Raw genomic sequence first — 22,710 nt, 5'->3', positions numbered from 1 at the left:
CCCCGCGTTCCCGCACCAGCTTCACCGCCTCGAGCTTGAACTCGCGGCTGAACTTCCGTCGTTGCATCTCCATCCTCCGGTTCCAAAAACACCTTATCTCGGTGTCCACGGAAGCGGCAGCAGCTCATTGGTCGCCGGCTTCGTCGTGGAGCGCGGCGCGGTCATCCGCGCGGTCGCTTTCGCGGCCGCGACCGGCACGATCCTGGGGCTTGTGACATGGTGGAACATCCCTGCCGGAAGGGGATCATCGTCGGATGTGTGGCCGATCGTCAGCGCCCTGTTGGCCATCGCTATCGCTGTCCCAGTGTTTCAAACGTGGCAGCGCGACGGGACCCCGCGCCTGCCCTACCCTGTGGTCCATCGCCATGCCTGGACCGGCATCGTGCGGTGGTTCGCCGCGTGGGTGTTCGTGGCGGTGGTCTGGATGCTGGCACTACTGCTCGGGGAGTTGTTCGCGCTGATCGGGCTTGGCGGCCTGCGCAGGCTGCTCGGTGAGGGCTGGATGGTCTATCTGCTGACCGGGGCCGCGCTGGGCGGTGCGATCGGGCTGCTGCGCGACCGGGTCACGGTGCTGACGCTGCTCCAACGGGTCGTCACGACAATACTCGCGATGCTGGCGCCGGTGCTGGCCGCCGGACTCTTGGTGTTTCTCGCCGCGCTGCCGTTCACCGGGCTGGCGCCGATGTGGGAAGCGACCCGCGCGACGACGCCGATCCTGCTGTGTTGCATCGCCGCCGCGCTTATCCTGACAAATGCGGTGATCGGTGACACGCAGACGCATGAACCACGGCAGCCCGTCCTGCGCGCCAGTGCGATGGTGCTGGCGGGGACGATGCTCCCGTTGGGAATCATCGCGGCCATCTCGACCGGGCTGCGTATCCATCAGCACGGACTCAGCCCCGACCGGCTGTGGGCGCTGACGTTCGTCATGCTCGCTTGTGCGTATGGCACCGCTTACGCCGTCGCACTGGTGCGGCGGCGAACCGGCCTGGCGGCGGACATCAGACGGGACAATTTGCGATTGGCGATCGGCGTGGGCGGCGTGGCGCTGCTGCTCGCCACGCCACTGGTCGCATTCGGCCGCCTGTCCACCCGCGACCAACTGGCCCGCCTGGAAAGCGGCACGGTATCGCCGGAAGCGTTCGACTGGACCGCGTTACGGTTCGACTTCGGTCGGTCGGGCGAAGCGGCGACCCGCTGGTACGCGCTGAACAGCCCGGACAAGCGTATCCGTGTCGGCGCCGCGACCGCCTTGGCCATGACCACGCCAAGCCGATTTTTGCCAACCGGCGAGCCGACCAGCATCGATGAAAGCCGGCTGATCGTCCTGCCGCGCGGCGCGGCGCTGCCGCCCGGCCTGCGGGCACGGTTGCCCCATTATGATGCCTGCTTCACCTACGATCGCTGCGCCGTCCTGATGCAAGCTGGCGGGCACGAAGCGGTGATCGTCAATGGCGTCCGCGTCCATCTCTGGCGCGAGGCCCGGGACGCATCGAAGACCGCGCAATGGGTGCAGGCGCCATCGGGAGCCGCCCAACTCTCCGAGACCGCCAAGGCGGCTTTCGACCGGGGCGAGGTCGAGATGCGGACAGTGACGCGGCGGCAGATATTCCTGGCTGGCCAGCCGGTCGGAGAGCCGTTCGAATGATTGCGCTTTTCGCGCTATCGCATGGTGGCCCCGCTCCTGCTCAAACGGCTTGCAGTGTATCCAAGGACAGGCGTTGAGCGCCGCCTCCCAAGAGCGCGCCGCGTCGTTCCGCATCGTGCATCAGGCTTGCCAGTTCGATCAACCTCCCAGGCGAAATTCCCGGCTCGGCGGGCGCGTCGTCGCGATCTTCCGGGATCTGATCCCAGTATTTCACGCGGCATGGTCCATTGGCGCAAATGTCAGATGCCACCCTTTGAAGTGCGGAATTAAGATTTGATGTGGATGGAGCGGCGGTATCCGTTCCTTCCGTCTGCATGAGGACCATCCATTCGATCGCTTCCGCGTCGCCCTCCTTCGCGTCGAGCACACGGAATACGCCCTGCGCATTTCCCAAATCACCAGCCCTGGCCAACACCGCGTTCAAAAACCCTTTGGCGAATCCGATCGTCCTGAATTGCCATTCCGTGTCACGCTCAACGAGGTCATCGGTAAGGGTTTGCAGCATCGCGTGGTGATCCGTGAAGCCGGCGTAGCCTTCCGGCTCACCCGGATGATAGGAAAAATCCACCGATGGCGACGCTGCTGGTTTTGCGCCGGCCTCACGGCCGTTTTTGAAGACACGTCTGGCGAACACAGCGAGGCCTGCTCCTGCTCCGAGCAGAAGGGTGATATACGTCTGGTTCATTGCACCGCCCTACACTTTCTCTGCGGTGGTGACCGATGAAGTGCCTCTCCTCGGGCAAGCAAATGCAACGGTCAGAATTTCATTGAAGCACGCGCCGGTTACGACGGTGATCGCGCCGTTCCGGCATCACGCTCCGCCGCCCGAAACGCATTGCTTCAGCTTCCGACGCGCCTCGTCGCCATTTTTCCAGCCGATTTCGAAGGCCTGGTTCTTGCCAAACGTCAGCCTGTAGTGCGTCGTGTCCTTCATTCCGCCCAACATCGCATCCGCGCTCGGGACGGCGAAGGCTATCGTTCCCAGCTTGGTGCCGGACTGCGCATAGTTGATGGCGCGCACCGTGCTCGGATTGCCATCGCCGTCGTCCAGCGTGACCGTAATCAGGCTTTGCGTCTTCGGACGGGGCAACTGGGTTCCGGTGAGCGACAGCATCGCGCCCCGGTAGTCATCACCGGGGCCGGCAAGCGTGATGATGCCGTCCAGCGTACCATAAGCGGCCATGCAATAATCGCCCCGCTTCACGCCGGGGGCGGGCTTGAAATACTGCCAATATCCGTCGCGAAGGCGTAAATACAACGGATCGTCGGTCATCCGCACCGCGTCCTGAAGCATGATTTTCGACATGGCCATCACCGCGGCGGCCATGTTGCCGGCAGGATCGCTCGGCTTGTCCTCCGCCGCCGGGCTGGCCGACGAGTCATCGCGCGCACAGAGCGGAGTAGGTGCCAAACCCTGCCCGCCCGGCGCCATACCGATCATCCGCTGGCCCGGCTGCGTGCCGTTGCAGGCAAAGGTCTGGGCTTGCGCATCTGAAGGCAGCGCGAAGATCGACAGACAGGACATGATCGGGCCTGCCAGCAAGACCGCACGCCATGTGTCCTTCGGCTGTCGGTTGCAGGTGTGGGAAGGATTGTCTTGGGTTGTACGCACCGAACTACTCCTCTCTGACGTGCCGCTCGGATTCAACGGCGACGTAATAACATTTTAGTATCGAGCATCGTTCACAACCAATGCTTTGAACCGATACAATGGTGGTAAAGTTGATTTCTGCGACCATTCGAACGCCTTCAACAGCCTCGTGCCGGCGTGCGCGTCAATGATCGGAAAGATACTCATCCAGCCAGGCGCGCAGCACGGCATTGCGTGTCCGATAATGATCGATGAGGCAGGTTCCGCCAGCGAGGCCCGCCGCGTTACCGTCACCGAACACATGGTCGATGATCTCGCAGTCGGCATCCTTATAGGCGCTCCACGCCGCCTGCGCCTTCGCCAAGGCGGCCGCCGCAGCGGCGTAATCGCTCGCGGGCGGCCCGGGCCGCTTCAGTCGCGCGGACAGCGTGTCGAGCAGAGTCTTCTGCTCCGCCTCAAGCCGCTCCTGCTCGGTGGCGTAACATTGCGCGTCGCTTAGCATCGAGGACGAATCCTTCAGGCAGCGCCCGAATGCATCCGCAGGGCGCGCCGTCTGCTGCGGCGCAGTGGAAGCAAGGGCGAGAAGAATGAGTGTCAGTGGCATGGACAAGCTGATATCCCTTCGATTGACTTCCCCGCTGCTTCATCGCGTGGGTGACGGCAGTGCCGGGTTAACGATCGACCGACGGCATGTCGCAGGTCGTCTCGGATGCGGCGCAGGCGCCGCGAAACCATGCGCGGTACGGCTTCATCGGCAGACGCTCCAATGTACCCTTGGGGCTATGCAGCCGATAATCGACCAGCACCCATTTTCCCGAGCAGCCGGCGAGCCCGACGATCCAACCTCGATCGGCCAGCCAGCCGCCTTCGAGGTCCAGCAACTTTTTACTGTGGATATCGGGGCGGGCATAGCCGCGACCCGACTGGATGCCGAGGCGGGCCGTGCCCCCTTCGATCCAGCCCACACCACCGAAGACCGGGCGAGCATGCGCCTCGTTCATGGCGTCGCTGGCGTCGGAAATCTTCAACCAGCCATCGCGGGCGCCGATGATCGAGAAACCGACCGGGTAGATGTCATCCGGCGAGGTTGCGGGCGGAGTGGCGGTGGGCAGCGTGCCGAGCACGCGCGCATCCGCCCTCGGCGCAGCACGGACGGGGATGGGTTTGTTGACCAGCGGCGCGGTCCATCCGCCCAGCTCGCAGCGTGTCGCGCGCGCAGGCGGGCGCAGCACTTTCGGCGCGGAGACGGCGGCGACAGGCTGGAGCGTCATGGCCAGCGCGGCGAGCGGCGACATGAGTCCCCTCATTCGGACGGACATTCTTCGGCCCGCATCGCCGAGCGCCCGTCGCCCGCATACCAGCGCGCACCGTCGCCGCCGGTATAATAGCAGACCTGCGCGCGCCGCCCGTTCGGGTCGATCAGGATCGCCCAATTGCGCCGGTCGCAGCCGTGCCATTGGCAGCCGCTCGACACGATCGCCCCGTCTTTCAGGAAGATCGGCGGCGACGGGCTGCTGCTGGCGACAAGCAGCCATTTCCGCACCTTGGGGTCGGCGACCGCGCGCCGCACGGCGGCGCGTACTGCGGGATGTTCGAGGAAGGTGACACCGGCAACGCGCTCGAACGGCGGGTGCCCGACATAGGCGCTGAGCGGGGGTGGCCCGCCCGCACCCGCCACAGCCGGCGAGACAAGCCCCAGGGACATCAGGATCGCAGCGATTACGCGCATTATCGGGATACTCCTGTCGTTGCGGCATCCTTCGCCTTCAATTCGCGCAGGAAGCCGTGCAGCAATTCGGTCGACAGCCCGTGCAGCACCAGCCGAAAGCCCGCACGCAGCGTCGAATGCGGAACCAGCGGGTGGCCGTTGACGACCATCGCCAGATGCTTTTCCTCGCCAGTCAGCCGGGCGAAATACAGCCCGATCGTCTCATCGAACTGGAGCGAGTTGGTGGCGCGCCAGAAATCCCGATCGGTCAGCAGCATCGCATAAGCGGGCGTATACAGTTCGATCGCGGTTTGCAGGTCGATCACGTTCCCCCGCCCCGCCGGTAGCGGATCGAGCGCGACCTCATCCTCGATCGCCGAAAAGTCGAGCGTATCCACCCGCCCGATCGCGGTTCCCCGCCGGTCCAGTTCGGCGTTGAGCGCGATCAGGAAATTGTAGATGTTGAGATCGTGACGCAGGAACAGGTCATCGCGCACATCGGCGATGGTGCGCGGCTGCATCGGCCAAAGCGTCGGGCGAAAGCCCGGTGTCGCATTGTCGGCGATGAAGCGCAGGATCTGCGCGCCAAGATGGAAGTGCCGCAGGATCAGCATATTCGCGTCGGGCGTCAGGAACCACCGCATCCCGAAGGCGATGCTATTGTGCAGGAATCGCGGCGCGTGCGGCCAGCGTGGGCTGACCGTGTGGACCAACTGCGCGACGATGATGGCCAGCCGCGCGAACGGCCGCACCAGCGGCAGCAGGAACTGTCGGCTGCGCGAGCGCTGGTCGCGCACCAGCGCCAGCTTGGCGACCGGGTCGATCGGCAGCGACCGATCCATCATCAGCGCCAGCCACGGATCAGGATCGTTGTGATCCCAATCGGCCAAGGTCAGGCCGGTGGGCAAGGCGGCAGGCCCGTTTCGCGCGGGAAGGTCGGGGAGGTCAGACATTGTCCAGTTCCTCAAGCTGCAGCCGGTAGAGCCGCGCGACGACCTTCGCATGGCGTACGACATCCACGGCGACCGCTTCGTCCGTCACCGCCAGCGCAAGGGCATCGTCAAACATGGCAAGATGATCGGCGTCATTCTCGCCATGATAGGCCAGGAAGCTGACCGCATCCTCGCCAAGCCCAAGTTGGTCGCGGATCGCCGCCGCCCACGGTCCCGCCAGCCGGTTTCCCAACCCCTCGATCACAAACATCGCACCAAGCATGCCAACGGGTTCTGCCCGCGAAGCGGCATGAAACATGAATGCGGACAGCGCCTCCGACCCGATATTCTTCGCGCCGCTGCGAATGACATCGCGGTCACCACCTGCCGCGACATAATTGTCCTCCAGCAACCGATAGTCGCGATGCTCTGCGGCGGCGTGGCGGATGAACAGCGAGCGCAGTTCCTCATGCGACAGGTTGGACGCTGCCCGGCTGATCCAGCGCCCACCCTCCACCACCTGCTGACGCAGATTGAACAACAGGCTGCGATAATCCTCGATCCTGAGGCGCCCGCCCAGCAGCCGCGCGATCACCGGCACCGTCGCCAGCGCGCTTTCGAAATCGATCCAGACGCGCGCCAGCCCACGCTGGGCGGCCTCGACATGCAGGCTGCGGCCGTCGCTCATTGCGGTCCTTCCACTACGGTCATCAATGCGTATGCCATTATGCATTGCCCGCTCTCCGGGACCGCACAGAGGATGCGCTGTCCCGCGCGCAACCGCCCCGAACGCAGCAGGTCGTCGATCAGCAGGAACGGCGATGCCGCGCCGACATTGCCCTTCTCGTAAAGGTTGGTGAACCACCGTTCTTCCGGGATCATGCAGCCGGCACGGGTGGCGAGGCGCACCATTTCCTCCCGAAGCGATTTCGCGGAGAAATGGCACAGGAACCAGTCGACCTCGTCAACGGCCACCCGCCCCTCGTCAACCAGACGCATCAATTCGCCAAGCCAGACCGGCAGCATCCGGTGCAGCGCGTCCATATCCTGCCGAAGCTGGAATGCGCCGCGCCGGGCCGCATCGCCGATGGTGTCCGCATGACTCCAGGGCGTCAGCGTACCATCCGCGCCGGCCATTGCCCCGCCGGTCATGCACGGGGCGAAGCGATCAGCAAAGGATCGCAGCGAGATCCAGTCGATCGCGAGCGACAGACCCCGCCCGGCGGGCCGGTCCTCCACCAGCACGCCGGCCGCGCCGTCGCTCAGCGTCCAGCGCAGGAACGCCGCGTCGCGCGGCAGCGTGCCGTCGGCGGACAGCGTATCCGTCTCCGCATAATGGCCGGGTCGAAAATAGCGGCTGGCGAATTCCGCCCCGACAGCCAGCGCCGCACGATGCTCGCCTGCCGATATCTGAAGCGCCGCGCCTTTCAGCGCCATCATCGAAGACGCGCACACGCTCTGGTGGCTGGAGACTTCCAACGGCGGCAAGCCGCTTTCGCCATGCACCAGACTGGCCAACCCCGGCACCATGATGTCGTTCTGGGTCGTCGCGGTGGCGAGATAGCCTATCCTCGATCGGTCGATCTCCGCGCGATCCAGGATATCGGCAACCGCCCCCGCAGCGAGCCGGGCGACCGTCCAGTCCGTCCGGCCATTGGCGTCCATCGCATAGTGACGGCTACGGATGCCGTTCTGCCGCAGCGCCAGCCGGCCTTCACGCTCGCAGCGCTCCGACAGCCGGCCTATATGGTCTGCCATAGCGGCGTTACCCACCGGCGAACCAGGCAGACATTGGCCGCTGGCGGTGATGAAAGCGCGCATGGAGACTCCGTTTTGGTCTGGCGGAAATCATATTGACACCGTTCAATATATTCCACAACATCCGCGCTGGCAACTCAAACGATACCGACGAGTTTGAAAAAGCTCATTTTTGCAACGCTTCCGCCCGCACCGTATCCAAGGAAGACCGCATGTCCATTCGCCTCGTCACCCTCGCCGTGTTGCTGACGGGCTCCGCCTGCTCGCCACAACCTGCCGACACCACGCCGACGGCGACCGGAACCAGCCCCGCAAAGGCGACAAGGGTCGATCAGCCGCCGCATCTGGTGAGCGGTGTCCCCGGACTGATGCTGACGTCCGTTCAGGTACTGCCGTCGGCCCCGGCAAGCGCCGCTGCCCGTGACGGCTGCGAGCATCTCTTCAGCAAGCCGGAATCCCCGGCAGGGCGCGAAGTGGCTGGCCGAGGCTGGGCCGTGACGGGCGAGGCGCAGATCGGCGGCTACCGCGCCGTCAGCTTCGTCGGCAAGATGGAACGCGGAACCAGCGGATCATGCTTGCTTGAAAAGGGCAATATCGGCTTTTTCCACGGTGATAAGCTGATCGCCCTTGCCTGGATGGAGCCGGGCGCGCGCCGGTCTATCGCAAGAGTCGAGCAACGCGGCGGGCAGGACGCGAGGCTTTGGGACGGCGATTTCCTGTCGCAACCGCTCGCGGATATCCGGGCTGACGGCAACCGCGCTATCACCGTAGGCCCGATGGCGAAACAGGATCTGGTGTGCGACGGCGCGGCGCAAGTTCCCAATCTGTATGGAATGCCGATCGCCAAAGCACGCACCCTGTTGGCGCAACATGGCTGGAAGCCCGTCACCCGAAACCGCACGGCGGATGAGACCGGCTATGCCATTGCCGATCTCGTCAAACAGGGCTTCACCGAGGTGGATGATTGCAGCGGCACCGGCTTCGGATTCTGTCGGTTCGACTATGCTGGCTCGGCCGGGACATTGGGCGTGACGACAGTCGGCGACGGTGATCTGCCGGTGGCGGACTATGCGGTGCAATGTCAGACGAAAGCGAACGCCAAGTGACGGTATTGGACTGCACCGCAACCGCATTTGCAGCGCGGCTGGCGGAGCAGCGCTATTGAGCGCGGCTCTCCTCACCGTCGCGCGCAGCCATCGTCAGCGTGTCCCGCACGCGGGCGAGCGCCATCTCGACCGGCTCGCGCTGGCCCATCAGTGCAAAGCTGCCAGCAATATCGAATACGCAATGTCCGTGCACAGACGCCAACAGGGAGCGGGCCAAGGTCGGCGCTTGCGGCTTCACCGCTTCCGGCAGCGCGGCGGCCACTTCGCGGACGACGATATGCGTCAGTTCGCCGCGCAGCCAGTCCTGCTCTTCAGGCATCACGAAGTCTGCGGGGAGATGGTGGTCGTAGATCGCAAGCCACACGTTGCGGTTCGCCCGCGCGAAACGAAAATAGCTTTCGACGAGGCAGCGGATACGGTCCCCTCCGCATGCGTCGAGTTCGGCGCGCAATTCCTTTGCCCAGAGCTGGAACGTGCGCGTGTTGAGCGCCACGAGGAAGCGATCGTAGGTGCCGAACACATTGTAGAGCGTGCCGATCGAATAGCCGATCCGTTTGGCGACCTCGCGCGCGGAGAACCGGGCGAAGCCTACTTCTGCCAGATGCTTATGCCCTTCCGACAACAACATCTGCTCGATTTCGGGGCGTGAATGATCGGACCGTCTTCCCATTTTTTACACCATAAACGGGTTATTATCCGCCGTCGATTTAAACAATTGAACGCCGTCTATAAATCCGCTACCGCGTGCGGGTAGGAGGCGAAAATGGTATTTTTCAAATCTGCTCCGTGGCTGGCGCCAACCGCTGCCGTCGCTGCGCTCGCGGCACCCCACGCCCGGGCAAGCGGGCAATTGCCCGATGCGTTTAGACCAAACAGTCCCCATTTTGGCGGAGAGAGTTCATAATCGCGACAAGCCATCGCAAGCTTGCCTTGCTTCCAATCCTTGCTGTGGCGGCAACGGGTGCAACTTCGCCACCGGCCGCGACATTTCCGGGATTCGAACCGTTGATGACGAACTCCTCGGACGCGGCGCTGTGCAGCCGCGATCATGTGTGGTGCGTGGCAGTGGACGGCAAGAACGGACCGCTGATCGTCACCGCCAATGGCAAGGAAGGGGGACGCTGGATGCCGGATGCTGCGGACGACGGCCTCCAACTCTCACCACTGCCCAGCCTGCTGCGGCTGGCGGATGGCAGCGCGACCGTCGCGGTGCAGGCGCGGGAGTCCGTCATGTATTCGGGGGGTGGCGGCGAAATGACGACGCTGCGCCTGCTGCACATTCGCACGGGCGAAGCGCCGCGCGTGGTGCTGAGCGTGCCGTGGAAAACCGACCTGATGATCCGTGCCTGCTTTTCCGACAAGGACACGAAAGCCCGTGCCGGTGCTTGCCACGACCAATATGAGTTCGACGGCCAACTCGCCGTGGCGCAGCCCGCGAAGTCTGGCCCGCCGACGCTGACATATACCGCCAAGGCACAATCGTTTCCGCGCGGTGTCTCGCGTAACGCCGATTCTCTATCGCTACCGCCGCTGAAGAAAAGCGACTTGATATGGGTGAGCGACCGTGACTGTTCCTATCGGCGGACCTTGAGCTTCGATCCGGCCAGCGGCGCGTACAAGCCAGACGCGCCGCTACCCGATTGTGGCCAATACACCTCCAGCCAGTGACGCAATCGTTCACGATCTTTTGAGCACATGCCGACGTCGTTCATCATCACCGAAAGGATATCCCATGCGACGCTCTGCCTTCTGGACGCGGCGGCGGGCCGGAGCGGCGTTTTTGGCGGCGAGAATGGTGCCGGTCACAAGCATGGCATGCTTACCTCAACGCGGTGAATTGAGGCGGGGTACGGTATGTGGCGCGCCTCGGCGCAATGCTGAGCTATAGAATTCGTATGACGTCTATCGGAGGTATGAATGATAAAGATCTGGCGGATCGCAGCGATAGCGACAATCGTGGCGAGCTCTCCCGTGCTCGCCCAAACGAAGGCCGAGGTCGAGGCAGCCTATTCTCCCAGCTTCAATCACTGCATGGAAAGCGGGGATGCGGCGCAGGGCATCACGTCCGGCATCATGGACTGCACTGGTGCAGAGAATACGCTCCAGAATGCTCGCCTCAACCAAGCGTACAAGACGGTGATGGCACGGCTGCCTGCGCGTCAACAGGCCGCGCTGCGCACATCCGAGCGCAACTGGATCAAGCGACGCGACGAACGGTGCCGGGAAGCGGCGGACGAGGCGGGCGGCGGCTCGGCGTCCGGCATCATCTACAGCAGTTGCATTCTGGACGAGACGATCAAACGCACCATCTGGCTGAAAGACTATCCGCCCAAGCGCTAAGCTCCACCCAAAGCCGCCGGCCATTCCTCCTGCCAGCAGGGAGGATGACCGGCGAATGAGCCGGTATAGGCAATGCGATCGTCTGTCCTCAACGGGCGTGACCGGGATCAGGCGTCTGGAATCTTGAAATCCAGCCCGTCACCGATCTCGTTCAACGTGTGAAGGCGTGTCCCGGGCAGATCCCGCCAGGTCACCTTGCCCGGCCCTTCGTCCTCCACGGTGCCGATTTCGACCTCCATGCGATGAGTCAGATAATTCAGACTGCGCCTGGTGTACGCACCCGTGTTGCGCTCGCTTTCCGTGCAATCCAGCCCGATCAACCGAAACGCCCCGTCCTGATACCGGAACGTCAAGGATCGGCTCTCTGTACTCCAACTGCCCATGTTGGCGAACCGGGACAAGCCCACGACGAATACGCCCTTTCCGGTCTTCGCGTCGTTGAAAGGGTCATCAAACCGAGGGTTGTCGTTCCGCGGGATCAGAGTGTGATCTTCCGCCACCAGAGCATAATCGCGGGTAACAGGATCGAAGAAAGCCACGGCGATCCTGTAAGGGTTGCTGTCGAGGGTTTGGTCCGAGCCTTCGTTCAGCGGCTTGATCTTCGCCTGATCCTGCTGACGCAGAACCAGCATCACGTCTTGGTGGCCATCCTTGTTGAAATCGGCCTTGGCGGATTTTACCACGGTCCAGCCCGCTGGAACGAACGCGCCAGCATCAGCGCCGCGTTCCGGCAGCAGGACGAAAGCCGGATCGTTTGCCTGGACGAACGGCGTCAATCGCCTCGCCGGCGCGGTGGCGACCGCTTCTTTTGCGCCTTCCCCGGCCGACTGCCTTTTCGACGCATCGCCCTTGGTGTCAGATGTTCCGCCGCAAGCGGCAAGTGCAGCCATGCACACCATTGGCAAATACCGTAAACGCATACACGCCTCTTTCCTTGTGAAAACGAAACGAAAAGGCACCCGCCCCATCCCGAACCGCGGTATCTGATCAGCGCGTCACAACGGTTGGCACTGGTCGCATAATCGTTGACGATCCCATCGCGGACTTCGACGGAGACGTCAAACCAACGCGCATCTTCAGTCACTTGCCCGTAGCCTTTGCGGGTGCGGTTGACGCCGGATCATCTATCCGTTGATGCCGGGGAAGACACGACAAGCGCGAGCATCGTGCTCCGCTTTAGCCGGTCGCCATCGTCGAGCCCTGTCCGCCGATAGGTAACGGCGCGGAGGTGCGCTGCCATTGGGGACTCGATCCCGACATGGAGTGACTTTACATGGATTTCGGCCTTTCCGAGGAACACGAAGCGTTTCGCGACATCGCGCACCGCTGGGTAGAAAGCGAAGTGCCGAAGAGCTGGGCGCGCGAACTCGAGGCCGACGAGCATAATTATCCGTTCGCTTTGTGGGACAAATTCACCGAGGCCGGTTTTCACGGCATCGGCATCCCCGAGGAATATGGTGGCCAGGGCGGCGACGTGCAGATGCAGATGGTGTTGGCGCGCGAACTCGCCCGCTCGCTTGGCGGGCTGGCGTGGATCTGGGGAATAACCTCGTTCGCGGGGTCCAAATCCATCGGCATCTACGGCACCGAGGAGCAGAAGCGTAAGTATCTGCCCGACATCGCAACCGGCAAGCTGAAGGCCGCGATCGCCTTTACCGAACCGTCGGGCGGCACCGACCTGCTGGGCGGGATGCGGACCACCGCGGAACGCACCGATGGCGGCTGGCTGGTCAGCGGCGAGAAAATCTGGAGCTCGTCGGCGCACGTCGCCGACCGGCTGCTGGTGCTCGCGCGCACCGACAAGACGGTCGAGAAAAAGCATCAGGGCCTCACCTTGTTCTGGATGCCGGCGCAGCAGGAGGGCGTGAAGATCACCCCGCTCGCCAAGCTGGGGATGCGGTCGATGGGATCGTGCACCGTCCACATGGAAAACGCGTTCGTCGCCGACGAGGACGTGCTCGGCACGCCCGACAAGGCCTGGTACACCCTGCTGCCGACGCTCAACAACGAACGCATCATGGTCGGCGCCTTCTGCCTGGGCGTGATCGACGGTGTGCTTGAAGATGCGCTGTCCTATATGAAAGAGCGCAAGGCGTTCGGTAAGGTGATCGGGCAGTTCCAGGCGCTGCAGCATTATGTCGCCGATATCGCGACGATGCGTACTACCACCGAATTGCTGATGAACTATGCCGCCTGGAAGATGACGACCGGCCAGGAATGCGGGCTGGAATCGAACATGGTCAAGCTGGTCGCATCGGAAAACGCCAACAAGTCTGCCGATCTCGGCATCCAGATCCTCGGCGGCATGGGCTATTCGGCCGAGACCGATATGCAGCGTTACTGGCGCGACAGCCGGCTGTGGCGGATCGGACCGATCACCAACGAGATGGTCAGGAACGGGATCGCCGAGAGCCTCGGCCTGCCGCGGTCATTCTGATGGGAACGCTCGACGGGCAGGTGGCGATCGTATCGGGCGCCGGTCGCGGCATCGGGCGGGCGATCGCGCTCAAGCTCGCCGCCTCGGGCGCGGCGGTGGTCGTCAACGATCGCGACGTAGAGCCTGCGGATGAGGTCGCGCACGCCATCGCGCAAGCCGGCGGCCGCGCCGTCACCTGCACTGGTGATGTCCTGGGCGAAGGCTTCGCGGAGCGCTTCGTCGCGACTGCGGTCGATGCGTTCGGCGGACTGGACATCATCGTCAACAATGCCGGCTACACCTGGGATTCCGTCATCCAGAAGACCAGCGACGACCAGTGGGAGGCGATGCTCGGCATCCATCTCACTGCGCCGTTCCGCGTGCTGCGCGCCGCCCAGCCTGTCATCAGCGCCGCCGCCAAGCGCGAAGCTGCCGAAGGAGGGATGCGCCGGCGCAGCGTGGTCAACGTCTCGTCGATCGCCGGCCTCGGCGGCAATTCGGGTCAGGCCGGATATGCTGCTGGCAAGGCGGGGATCGTCGGGCTGACCCGTACCCTTTCGAAGGAATGGGGCCGGTACAACACGACCGTCAACGCGATCGCCTTCGGGGTCATCTCGACCCGGCTGACCGCGAGCGGCGCGGGTGACGGATCGATCGATATCGACGGTCGCGCGATCAAGGTGGGGATGAGCGCCGAGCTGCTGGCGGCGGCCGAATCCGCGATCCCGCTGGCGCGCGCCGGCACGCCCGAAGACGCCGCCGGCGCGGTCTATCTGCTGTGCCTTCCAGAGGCGGGATATATCAGCGGCGAAATACTCATCTGTGGCGGGGGCTACCGCCTGTGATCTGCGGAATCGAAGAGGGACGGATATGAAGGCGCTTGGCATGACATCGACCGACGGCCCCGAGGCCGTCGCCCTTGAGGAGATGCCGGTGCCCGAGCCCGGGCCGGGCGAGGTGCGCGTGAAACTGGCGGCGGCTTCGATCAACCATCGCGAACTGTTCATCACCCGCGGCATGTACCCGGGCATGAAGCTGCCGGCGACGCTGGGCTGCGATGGCGCGGGAACGGTCGACGCGTTGGGGGAAGGCGTCTCGGACGCGACGCTCGGCGCGGAAGTCGTGCTCTATCCCGGCCGCAACTGGGGGCCGGATCGCGACGCTCCCGCCGCCGACTTCGGGCTGCTGGGGATGCCCTTTTCTGGCACGATCGCGGACTATATCGTCGTACCGGCAGAAAATCTCGCCCCCAAGCCCGCGCATATGACCTTTGAGGAAGCCGGCGCCATGCCGCTGACGGGCCTCACCGCCTGGCGCGCGCTGATGTTCAAGGGCAAGCTGAAGGCTGGCGACACGCTCCTCATCTCGGGCGTCGGCGGCGGGGTGGCGACCTTCGGGCTCGCCTTCGCGGTCGCTTTGGGCGCGAATGTCTATGTCACGGCCGAGAGCCAGGACGTGATCGATCGCGCGGTCTCGATGGGGGCGAAGGGCGGACTGCTCTATACCGACCCGGAATGGCGCAGGCAGGTCGGCAAGCTGACCGGCGGCATCGACGTGGTGCTGGACGGCGCGCCTTCACCAAGCTTCGCCAACTATGTACGCGCGATCAAACCGGGCGCGCGGATCGTGATCTACGGATCGACCGCGGGCAATGAGATCACGTTCAACGCGACCGACATCTTCCTCAAGAGCGCTAGCATCGTCGGCACCCAGGTCGGCGATCCGCAGGATTTCCGCGACATGCTGGCCTTCGTCGACGCCCATAAGATCAAACCGGTGATCGAGCGCAGCTTCCCGCTCGCGCAGGCCAAGGAGGCACTGCTCCATCTTCAGGACAAGCATAGCTTCGGAAAGATCGTGGTGACGATGTGACTGGCCTGTTCGACCTCACCGGAAAGCGCGCATTGGTGACCGGCGGCGCGCAGGGGCTCGGGCGGATGATCGCCGAAGGCCTGCTGCGCGCCGGCGCACAGGTCGCGATCACCTCACGCAAGGCAGACGTCGCGGCGCGCGCGGCCGACGAGATGGCGGCGATCGGCTCTTGCACCGCCTATCCGGTCAATCTGGAGACCCCGCAGGCCGCCGCCGAGCTTGCCGCGCGCTACGCGGGCGATCACGATTCGCTGCACATCCTGGTCAACAATGCAGGCAAGACCTGGGGCGGCGCGATCGAGAGCTTCCCCGATAGCGCTTGGCCTGGGGTGATGGCGGTCAACGTCCAGACACCCTTTACCCTCGTTCGCGAACTCCTCCCGCTGCTCGAGCGCAGCTCGGATGCCGACGACCCCGCGCGGATCGTCAATATCGGTTCAGTCGCGGGGATGCGACCGGAACGGCTGCAGGCCTATAGCTATGCCGCAAGCAAGGCGGCGATCCACATGCTGACCCGCGACCTGGCGAGCGATCTTGCCGCGCGGCACATCACCGTCAATGCCGTTGTCCCCGGCTTCTTCCCGACGAAGATGACCGCGCATCTGCGCGACGACGATCGCGTCGATCCGCAGACACTGGCGCACATCCCGGCCGGGCGGCTTGGTCGCCCAGACGACATTGCCGGCGTGATCGTGTTCCTGTGCTCGCGCGCTGGCGCCTATGTAACAGGCGTGCAACTGCCGGTCGACGGCGGCATCGTCGGCGCCAGCTAGAGCCGCTCAGTTCATCTTGCGTTCGTCCAGCCCCAGGCCGCGGCCGATGATCTCCTTCATGATCTCCGACGTGCCGGCGAAGATCCGGCTGATCCGCGCGTCGCTGTACATGCGGCTGATCCGATATTCATCCATATAGCCGGCACCCCCGTGGAACTGGACGCAGGCGTCCATTACCCGCGCCTCCAGCTCGCTCGACAGCAGCTTGGCTGAGGACGCATCCTCAGCGGTCAGTTCACCGGCGTTGAGCAGCAACACGCACTGGTCGACATAGGTCTGCAGCGAATCGAGCTCGGCGCGCATCTCGGCCATCTTGAAGCGGGTGTTCTGGAACGCGCCGATCGGCTTTCCGAAGGCACGGCGTTCCTTGACGTAGGTCAGCGTGAGATCGAACGCGGTCTGCGCGGTCGCCATGAAGCCGATCGCGGCGACCAGCCGCTCCTGTGCGAGGAAGCGCGCGAGGTAGCGAAACCCCTGCCCGGGCTCGCCGAGCACGTTCTCGGGCGGAATCTTCACGTCGGTGAAGAACAGCTCGGCCGTATCCTGACTCTTGAGCCCCATCTTGGCGAGTTTGCGCCCGCGCTCGAACCCCGCCATGCCGCGCTCGACTAGGAACAACGTCATTCCATGCGGCTTGGTGGGATCGGTACGCGCCGCAACGACGATCAGATCGGACAGGATACCGTTGGAGATATAGGTCTTGGCGCCGTTGAGCAGCCAATGGTCGCCCTTGTCTTCGGCGCGGGTCTTCATGCCGGCCAAATCGCTGCCGGTGCTCGGTTCGGTCATCGCCACCGCGAGGATGCAGGTGCCATCGACGATTCCCGGCATCAGCCGGTCCTGCTGCTCGCGCGTTCCCAACTTGGCGATATACGGCGCGACGAGGTCGTTGTGCAGGTTGATGTAGAAGCCGATGTCGCCGTGGCGCATGTTCTCCTCGATCACGATCTGCTCGAAGCGGAAATCATCGATCCCCGCGCCGCCGTGGCGCTCGTCGGCCCAGGTGCACAATAGCCCCGCCGCGCCCGCCTTCTCATACACGCTCCGATCGACCATCCCCGCCTCGCGCCAGGCCTCTGCATGGGGCGCGACCTCGGCCAGCATGAAGGCGCGGACGGTATCGCGGAACTGCTCGTGCTCGGGCTCGAAGATCAGGCGGCGCATTACCAGTCGAACCCCTTGCCTGCGTCCGCCATCGCGCGGAGCTTATCGGTCGGCGCGAAGCGTGTGCCATATGCCTGCGCCATGCGGTCGCAATCGGCGACGAATTCGGGCAGTCCCACCGTCTCGATCAAGGACAGCGTGCCCCCCGCCCAGCTCGGGAAGCCCCAGCCCAGCACGCTGCCGAGGTCGCCGTCGGCCGGGTGGGTCAGCACCTGTTCCTCCAGGCAACGCGCGGTCTCCAGCGCCTGAATGTAGAGCAGCCGCTTCTTGACCTCGGCTGGCGACGGCTGGACTGCGGCGGGCGGGAAATGCTCGGCCAGGCCCGGCCACAGCCGCTTCCTGCCGCCCTCGGGATAATCGTAAAACCCGCCGCCGCCCCGGCGACCGGGGCGCCCGAGCGTGTCGACCATCGTCTCCATCACCTCCATCGAGGTCGGGCGTCGGAAATCCGGATCTTCGCTTTCGGTCTGGCGTACGATCTTGATCGGCAGCTCAAGCGTCACCTCGTCGGTCACCGCGAGCGGGCCGACCGGCATTCCAGCCTGTCGGGCGGCATTTTCGATCAGCGCCGGCGACACGCCTTCGCGCAGGAGCTCCATCCCTTCATGGATGAAGGTCTGGAACACGCGGCTGGTGTAGAAACCGCGGCTGTCGTTGACGACGATCGGCGTCTTGCGGATCTGCGCGACGTAATCGAGCGCGCGCGCCAGCGCCTCGGGCCGCGTTTTGCGGCCTAAGATCACTTCGACCAGCGCCATCCGCTCAACGGGAGAGAAGAAGTGCAGACCGATGAAATCTTCGGGACGTGCAAACGCTTCGGCGAGTTGGGTGATTGGCAGGGTCGAGGTGTTTGACGCAAACACCGCCGTGTCGCCGATCACCGTCTGGGCCTGCCGCGTCACGTCGGCCTTGATCGCGGTATCCTCGAACACCGCCTCGACCACCAGATCCACCCCGGCGAGATCGGCGTAATCGACCGTCGGCGTGATCCGCGCGAGCAACGCATCCGCCTTGTCCTGCGAGGTGCGGCCCTTCTCAACCTCCTTGGCGAGAATTCTGGCCGAATAGGCCTTGCCCTTCTCAGCCGCTGCCAGGCTGGCGTCGAGCAACACCACGTCGATCCCCGCCTTGGCCGAAACATAGGCGATCCCCGCGCCCATCATCCCGGCGCCCAGGATGCCGACCTTGGCGACCGTCGCCTTCGGCACCCCCACCGGCCGGCGCGCGCCCTTCTCGGCCGCGCCCTTGTTGACGAACGTGGTGCGGATGATGTTGCGGCTGACCGGATCGGTGATCAGGTGGGCGAAGTGGCGGCTCTCGACCAGCAGCCCCTTGTCGAGCGGCACCTGCACACCTTCGAACACGCAGGTCAGGATCGCGATCGGCGCGGGGTAATTGTCGCCGTATTTCGCCCGCAGCTTGGCGGTGGCGACGGTGAAGTAGCCGGCTGTGGTCTGCTTGAGCAGCCCGTCCGATTCTGGAATCGAGAACCCCTTTTTGTCCCAGGTGCGCACGGGATCCGGGTTGGTCGCGAGCCAAGCCTTCGCAGCCGCAAGGACGTCGCCGACAGGCTCCACCAGATCGACTAACCCCAGACGGAGCGCTTCCAGCGGCGGATAGCTCCTACCTTCGAGCAATACCTCCAGCGCCTTCTGCACGCCCACCATTCGCGGCAGGCGCTGGGTGCCACCCGAGCCGGGCAGCAGCCCGACATTGACCTCGGGCAGGCCCACGACAGCCTTCGGATCGTCGGCGAGGATACGGTAGGTGCAGGCCAGCGCCAGCTCGTAGCCGCCGCCAAGCGCGAAGCCGGTCATCGCCGCGACCACCGGCTTGCCGCACGTCTCGATCAGGCGGTGCAGCCGCGTCGCACGCTGGCTGAACGCGAAGGCTTCGGCGGGCTGCATCGCCTTGCCGTGTTCGAGAATATAGTTGAGGTCGGCGCCGGCCATGAAGCCCGGCTTGGCCGAGGTGATCACGATGCCGCTCACTGCGGTATCCGCCTTGGCCGCCTCGATCGCCGCGGTCACCGCCTCGATCCATTCAGGCGACACGGTGTTCACCGCAGCGCCTTGCGCGTCCAGCGTGAGCGTCAGCACGCCATCGGCAGTTTGCGTCGTCAGATACTGTGCCATGTCAGACCCGTTCAATGATCGTTGCGGTGCCGAGGCCGTTTCCGGCGCACAGCGTGATGAGCGCGGTGTTGAGATCGCGCCGCTCGAGCTCGTCGAGCACGGTGCCGAGGATCATCGCCCCCGTCGCGCCCAGCGGATGCCCGAGCGCGATCGCCCCACCGGCGACGTTCACCTTTTCGGGATCAAGCTCGAGATATTTGATAAAGCGCAGCACCACGCTGGCGAACGCCTCGTTGATCTCGAACAGGTCGATGTCGGCGGTGGTCATGCCTGCGCGCTTGAGCAGCTTGTTCGACACGTCAGCGGGCGCGGTCAGCATAATCGTCGGCTCGGAGCCGATGTTGGTGAACGCGCGGATTCGCGCGCGCGGCTTCATCCCGCTCGCCGTGCCGAATGCAGCACTGCCCAGCAGCACCGCTGCGGCGCCATCGACGATCCCGCTCGAATTGCCCCCTGTGTGGACATGATTGATCGTCTCGACCTGCGGATAGCGTTGCAGCGCCGCCGCATCCCAGGCCATCTCACCCATCTGCGCGAAGGCGGGCTTGAGCGCGGCCAGCGAGTCCATCGTCGTGTTGGGCCGCAGAAATTCGTCCTTGTCGAGCACGGTCTGGCCGATCACGTCGAGCACCGGCACGATCGAGCGGTCGAACCAGCCGGAGCGCTGGGCGTGGGCGGCGCGGCGTTGGCTCTCGACCGAATAGGCATCGACATCTTCGCGGCTGAAGCCGTCGAGCGTCGCGATCAGGTCGGCGCCGATCCCCTGCGGCGCGAAATGGCCGTGATAGCTGCGCCAAGGATCGGCCGACCACGCCCCCGTGTCGGCACCGATATAGGTGCGTGACAGGCATTCGACCCCGCCGCCGATCGCCGCGTCCGCAGCGCCGGTCATCACCTGCGCTGCGGCATTGTTGACCGCTTCGAGCGCGGAGGCGCAGAATCGATGCACCTGCTGCCCCGCGACGCTTTCGTCATAGTCTGCGGCAAGCACCGCGGCGCGGCCGATATTGCCGCCCTGCTCGCCCACCGGCTGCGCGCAACCATAGACCACGTCGTCGATCAGACTGGTGTCCAGCCCGTTGCGCGCAGCCAGAGCCCGCAGCGGCGTCGCGGCGACTTCCACCGCAGTGATCTCGTGCAACGATCCGTCGGCGCGCCCGCGACCGCGGGGGGTGCGCGCGTGATCATAGATAAATGCTTCAGCCATAGATCCTCACTTCCACCCCGCCCATCACGGCACGACCGGCGCGCTGCCACCTATCGGGTGGCAGGGAGCGATGACGGCTCTTCAACCGGCCTTCGCCGAAAGAGGAGCACCTGCCCGAGTTCGGAGGCGCCAATCGCGTCGATCAGCGTCTTGGCGGTCCGCCAGCGGTGGTGGTTGAGCACGTCGAGCGCGATCGGTGGGGCAGCTACAGCGAATACTCGGCCGACATCGATTACATTTCGCGCGATGGCGGCATGAGCGTATGGTCCCTGTCGCAGGATAGGAGCAGGAACCGCGCCGCGCCGCGACAACGGCGCATGGATAGTCGCCTCCCCGTCCGCATCGAAGCAACCACCTTCGCCGATCTGCTGTTGAAAGCGGCCGATCGCGATCCCGAGGCGACCGCCGTCGTCTTCGGCGACGCGCGCCGGAGTTATGCCGAGCTAGTGAAGGGCGCGACCGATATCGCCCGCGGCCTGAAGGCGCTCGGCGTGAAACGCGGCGACCACGTCGGGCTGTTGCTGCCGAACGGGCTGGACTTCATCGACGCCTTCTTCGCGGTCGCCTTGTGCGGCGCGGTGGCGGTGCTGATCAACGCACGCTATCGGCCGAGCGAACTCGCCTATGTCACGCGCAACGCCGACGTCGTGACGATCGTCACCACCGGCGCGGTGGCGGACGCGCTCGACTTCAGCCAGCGGTTGACCGAGGCGTTCCCGGTGATCGCCGACGCGGCCGATCCGCTCGCGCTGGCGATCGACGGCGTGCCCTTCCTGCGCAACATCGTCCTGCTCGGGTCCGACCTTGCGCCGGGCTGCATCGACGCGGCGCAGTTCCGGGCGCTCGCGGAACAGGTTCCCGAGACCGCCATCGACGACGCCCGCGCGGCCGTCCGCATCCGTGACGTGGGCATGATCCTCTATACTTCGGGCACCTCGTCCAATCCCAAGGGATGTCTGATCACCCACGAGGCGATGGTCCGCAACAGCATCAACCTGGGCCGCGAACGCTGGCAGTATCGCCAAGGCGAGCGGGTCTGGTCGCCGCTGCCGCTGTTCCATGTCGCCGCGCTCTCCGCGCTGCTCTCCAGCATCGACGCGGGCGGCACCTTCATCGGCCACGAGCGCTTCGACCCGGGCGAGAGCCTGCGCGCGATCGAGCGCGAGCGGGCCACGATAGTCTTCCTCCCCTTCGTCACCTTCCTCCAGGCGATGCTCCACCATCCAGATTTCTCGACCACCGACTTGTCGAGCGTGCGGGTTATGAACAGTTGTTTCGCGGCGATGCCGGCCAGCGTCGGTACGGCCTTCGCGCAGGCGATGCCGGGCACGATGCAGGTCGGGACCTTCGGGATGAGCGAGGCGTGCGGCGTGGTCGCGACCGGCGGCCCAGGCATGGACCCGGCGCTGGGCTTTTCCCGACTCGGTCATCCGTTGGCCGGCATCGAACTGCGGATCGTCGATCGCGAAACCGGCGCGGACCTGCCGACCGGCGAGCAAGGCGAAGTGCTGATCCGCGGCTACAGCCTGTTCGAGGGCTATTACAAGGACCCCGACAAGACCGCAGAGGCGCTGGACGGCGACGGCTGGTATCACAGCGGCGACATCGGCTCGCTTGAAGCGAACGGCCATATCATGTTCCACGGCCGGATGAAGGACATGCTAAAGGTCGGCGGCGAGAATGTCGCAGCGGCCGAGGTGGAGGCGGTGCTTGCGCGCTATCCCGGCGTGCAGCTCGCGCAGGTCGTGGGCATTCCCGACGCGCGGCTCTCCGAGGTCCCCGCCGCGTTCATCGGACTGGTCGAAGGGGCCGAGGTCTCGGCGGATGATCTGATCGCCTATTGCCGCAAGGAAATCGCGTCGTTCAAGGTGCCGCGGGTGGTGCGCTTCGTCGAGGAATGGCCGATGTCGGCGTCGAAGGTGCAGAAATTCCGGCTGCGCGCGCTGCTGATGGAGGAGTTCAATCTCGTCGATTAGGCGCCTTCCAGTGCCCCAAGAACCTGCGGCCGCGAATCGTAGCGCGGCACATGCTGTCCGCCATCGACCGTTGACATAGCGTGC

Annotated in this window: 22 protein-coding genes; 9 read left to right on the top strand and 13 right to left on the bottom strand. The window is 64.7% G+C overall.

Features of this window, described 5'->3' with window-relative positions; all coding sequences use genetic code 11:
- A partial coding sequence (locus EWE75_RS15225; protein WP_345789389.1) for a DUF4153 domain-containing protein occupies positions 1–1,648 on the top strand: 1,648 nt, incomplete at its 5' end.
- A gap of 40 nt (positions 1,649–1,688) precedes the next feature.
- Here EWE75_RS15225 and EWE75_RS15220 read toward each other — a convergent pair.
- From EWE75_RS15220 to EWE75_RS15185, 8 genes are all read right to left on the bottom strand, one after another.
- Complete coding sequence (locus tag EWE75_RS15220; protein WP_130158968.1) at positions 1,689–2,333, bottom strand: hypothetical protein; 645 nt, start codon at positions 2,331–2,333, stop codon at positions 1,689–1,691.
- A gap of 126 nt (positions 2,334–2,459) precedes the next feature.
- Entirely contained in the window at positions 2,460–3,260 is an 801-nt protein-coding gene (locus EWE75_RS25310; protein ID WP_206364780.1) for a hypothetical protein, read from the bottom strand.
- A gap of 163 nt (positions 3,261–3,423) precedes the next feature.
- A complete protein-coding gene (locus EWE75_RS15210; RefSeq protein WP_130158967.1) occupies positions 3,424–3,843 on the bottom strand; it encodes a lysozyme inhibitor LprI family protein in 420 nt (139 codons plus the stop codon).
- 67 nt (positions 3,844–3,910) lie between these two features.
- The gene (locus EWE75_RS15205; RefSeq protein ID WP_130158966.1) at positions 3,911–4,534 is read right to left on the bottom strand and encodes a hypothetical protein; all 624 of its coding nucleotides are present in this window, start codon (positions 4,532–4,534) and stop codon (positions 3,911–3,913) included.
- A gap of 8 nt (positions 4,535–4,542) precedes the next feature.
- A complete protein-coding gene (locus tag EWE75_RS15200) occupies positions 4,543–4,968 on the bottom strand; it encodes a hypothetical protein (RefSeq protein WP_130158965.1) in 426 nt (141 codons plus the stop codon).
- On the bottom strand, positions 4,968–5,900 hold the full coding sequence (locus EWE75_RS15195; RefSeq protein WP_206364779.1) for a DUF6999 family protein: 933 nt from the start codon (positions 5,898–5,900) through the stop codon (positions 4,968–4,970). The genes EWE75_RS15200 and EWE75_RS15195 overlap by 1 nt, the downstream gene beginning before the upstream one ends.
- On the bottom strand, positions 5,893–6,567 hold the full coding sequence (locus EWE75_RS15190; RefSeq protein ID WP_130158964.1) for an iron-containing redox enzyme family protein: 675 nt from the start codon (positions 6,565–6,567) through the stop codon (positions 5,893–5,895). The genes EWE75_RS15195 and EWE75_RS15190 overlap by 8 nt, the downstream gene beginning before the upstream one ends.
- Positions 6,564–7,637, bottom strand: coding sequence for a 3-oxoacyl-[acyl-carrier-protein] synthase III C-terminal domain-containing protein (locus tag EWE75_RS15185; RefSeq protein WP_165388404.1), 1,074 nt, complete (start codon positions 7,635–7,637; stop codon positions 6,564–6,566). Before EWE75_RS15185 ends, EWE75_RS15190 begins: the two co-directional genes overlap by 4 nt.
- Before the next feature lie 95 nt (positions 7,638–7,732).
- Between EWE75_RS15185 and EWE75_RS15180 the strand changes: the two genes are divergently transcribed.
- A complete protein-coding gene (locus tag EWE75_RS15180; RefSeq protein ID WP_130158962.1) occupies positions 7,733–8,743 on the top strand; it encodes a PASTA domain-containing protein in 1,011 nt (336 codons plus the stop codon).
- 52 nt (positions 8,744–8,795) lie between these two features.
- Here EWE75_RS15180 and EWE75_RS15175 read toward each other — a convergent pair whose 3' ends face one another.
- Entirely contained in the window at positions 8,796–9,413 is a 618-nt protein-coding gene (locus EWE75_RS15175) for a TetR/AcrR family transcriptional regulator (protein WP_130158961.1), read from the bottom strand.
- 338 nt (positions 9,414–9,751) lie between these two features.
- Here EWE75_RS15175 and EWE75_RS15170 point away from each other — a divergent pair, with 338 nt between their 5' ends.
- Complete coding sequence (locus EWE75_RS15170) at positions 9,752–10,411, top strand: hypothetical protein (RefSeq protein ID WP_130158960.1); 660 nt, start codon at positions 9,752–9,754, stop codon at positions 10,409–10,411.
- A 288-nt stretch (positions 10,412–10,699) separates the two neighbouring features.
- The gene (locus tag EWE75_RS15165) at positions 10,700–11,083 is read left to right on the top strand and encodes a lysozyme inhibitor LprI family protein (protein ID WP_165388403.1); all 384 of its coding nucleotides are present in this window, start codon (positions 10,700–10,702) and stop codon (positions 11,081–11,083) included.
- 107 nt (positions 11,084–11,190) lie between these two features.
- On the opposite strand, the gene EWE75_RS15160 is transcribed toward EWE75_RS15165, so the two are convergent.
- Entirely contained in the window at positions 11,191–12,003 is an 813-nt protein-coding gene (locus tag EWE75_RS15160) for a hypothetical protein (RefSeq protein WP_130158958.1), read from the bottom strand.
- A gap of 353 nt (positions 12,004–12,356) precedes the next feature.
- Between EWE75_RS15160 and EWE75_RS15155 the strand changes: the two genes are divergently transcribed.
- Genes EWE75_RS15155 through EWE75_RS15140 form a run of 4 tightly spaced genes read left to right on the top strand, consistent with a single transcriptional unit; the run spans position 12,357 to position 16,144 of the window.
- On the top strand, positions 12,357–13,520 hold the full coding sequence (locus EWE75_RS15155; protein WP_130158957.1) for an acyl-CoA dehydrogenase family protein: 1,164 nt from the start codon (positions 12,357–12,359) through the stop codon (positions 13,518–13,520).
- Positions 13,520–14,344 carry an SDR family NAD(P)-dependent oxidoreductase gene (locus EWE75_RS15150; protein WP_130158956.1) on the top strand — a complete coding sequence of 275 codons (825 nt, stop codon included), beginning with the start codon at positions 13,520–13,522 and terminating at the stop codon, positions 14,342–14,344. Before EWE75_RS15155 ends, EWE75_RS15150 begins: the two co-directional genes overlap by 1 nt.
- Before the next feature lie 40 nt (positions 14,345–14,384).
- Positions 14,385–15,371, top strand: coding sequence for a quinone oxidoreductase family protein (locus EWE75_RS15145; RefSeq protein ID WP_231708367.1), 987 nt, complete (start codon positions 14,385–14,387; stop codon positions 15,369–15,371).
- Positions 15,368–16,144, top strand: a complete 777-nt coding sequence (locus EWE75_RS15140) for an SDR family oxidoreductase (protein WP_130158954.1) — start codon at positions 15,368–15,370, stop codon at positions 16,142–16,144. Before EWE75_RS15145 ends, EWE75_RS15140 begins: the two co-directional genes overlap by 4 nt.
- A 6-nt stretch (positions 16,145–16,150) precedes the next feature.
- Here EWE75_RS15140 and EWE75_RS15135 read toward each other — a convergent pair whose 3' ends face one another.
- The 3 genes from EWE75_RS15135 to EWE75_RS15125 are packed head-to-tail and all read right to left on the bottom strand — an operon-like array spanning position 16,151 to position 20,650.
- The gene (locus EWE75_RS15135; RefSeq protein WP_130158953.1) at positions 16,151–17,308 is read right to left on the bottom strand and encodes an acyl-CoA dehydrogenase family protein; all 1,158 of its coding nucleotides are present in this window, start codon (positions 17,306–17,308) and stop codon (positions 16,151–16,153) included.
- The gene (locus EWE75_RS15130) at positions 17,308–19,443 is read right to left on the bottom strand and encodes a 3-hydroxyacyl-CoA dehydrogenase NAD-binding domain-containing protein (RefSeq protein WP_130158952.1); all 2,136 of its coding nucleotides are present in this window, start codon (positions 19,441–19,443) and stop codon (positions 17,308–17,310) included. Before EWE75_RS15130 ends, EWE75_RS15135 begins: the two co-directional genes overlap by 1 nt.
- A gap of 1 nt (position 19,444) precedes the next feature.
- Positions 19,445–20,650 carry an acetyl-CoA C-acetyltransferase gene (locus tag EWE75_RS15125; protein ID WP_130158951.1) on the bottom strand — a complete coding sequence of 402 codons (1,206 nt, stop codon included), beginning with the start codon at positions 20,648–20,650 and terminating at the stop codon, positions 19,445–19,447.
- A 317-nt stretch (positions 20,651–20,967) separates the two neighbouring features.
- Here EWE75_RS15125 and EWE75_RS15120 point away from each other — a divergent pair, with 317 nt between their 5' ends.
- The gene (locus EWE75_RS15120) at positions 20,968–22,626 is read left to right on the top strand and encodes a class I adenylate-forming enzyme family protein (protein ID WP_130158950.1); all 1,659 of its coding nucleotides are present in this window, start codon (positions 20,968–20,970) and stop codon (positions 22,624–22,626) included.
- Positions 22,627–22,710: the final 84 nt, after the last annotated feature.

The sequence above is a fragment of the Sphingomonas populi genome, from assembly GCF_004208535.1.
GTDB classification, from domain to species: Bacteria; Pseudomonadota; Alphaproteobacteria; order Sphingomonadales; family Sphingomonadaceae; genus Sphingomonas; species Sphingomonas populi.
The sequence above is the reverse complement of the archived record's forward strand: the minus strand, read 5'-3'. Positions and strand labels throughout refer to the sequence as shown.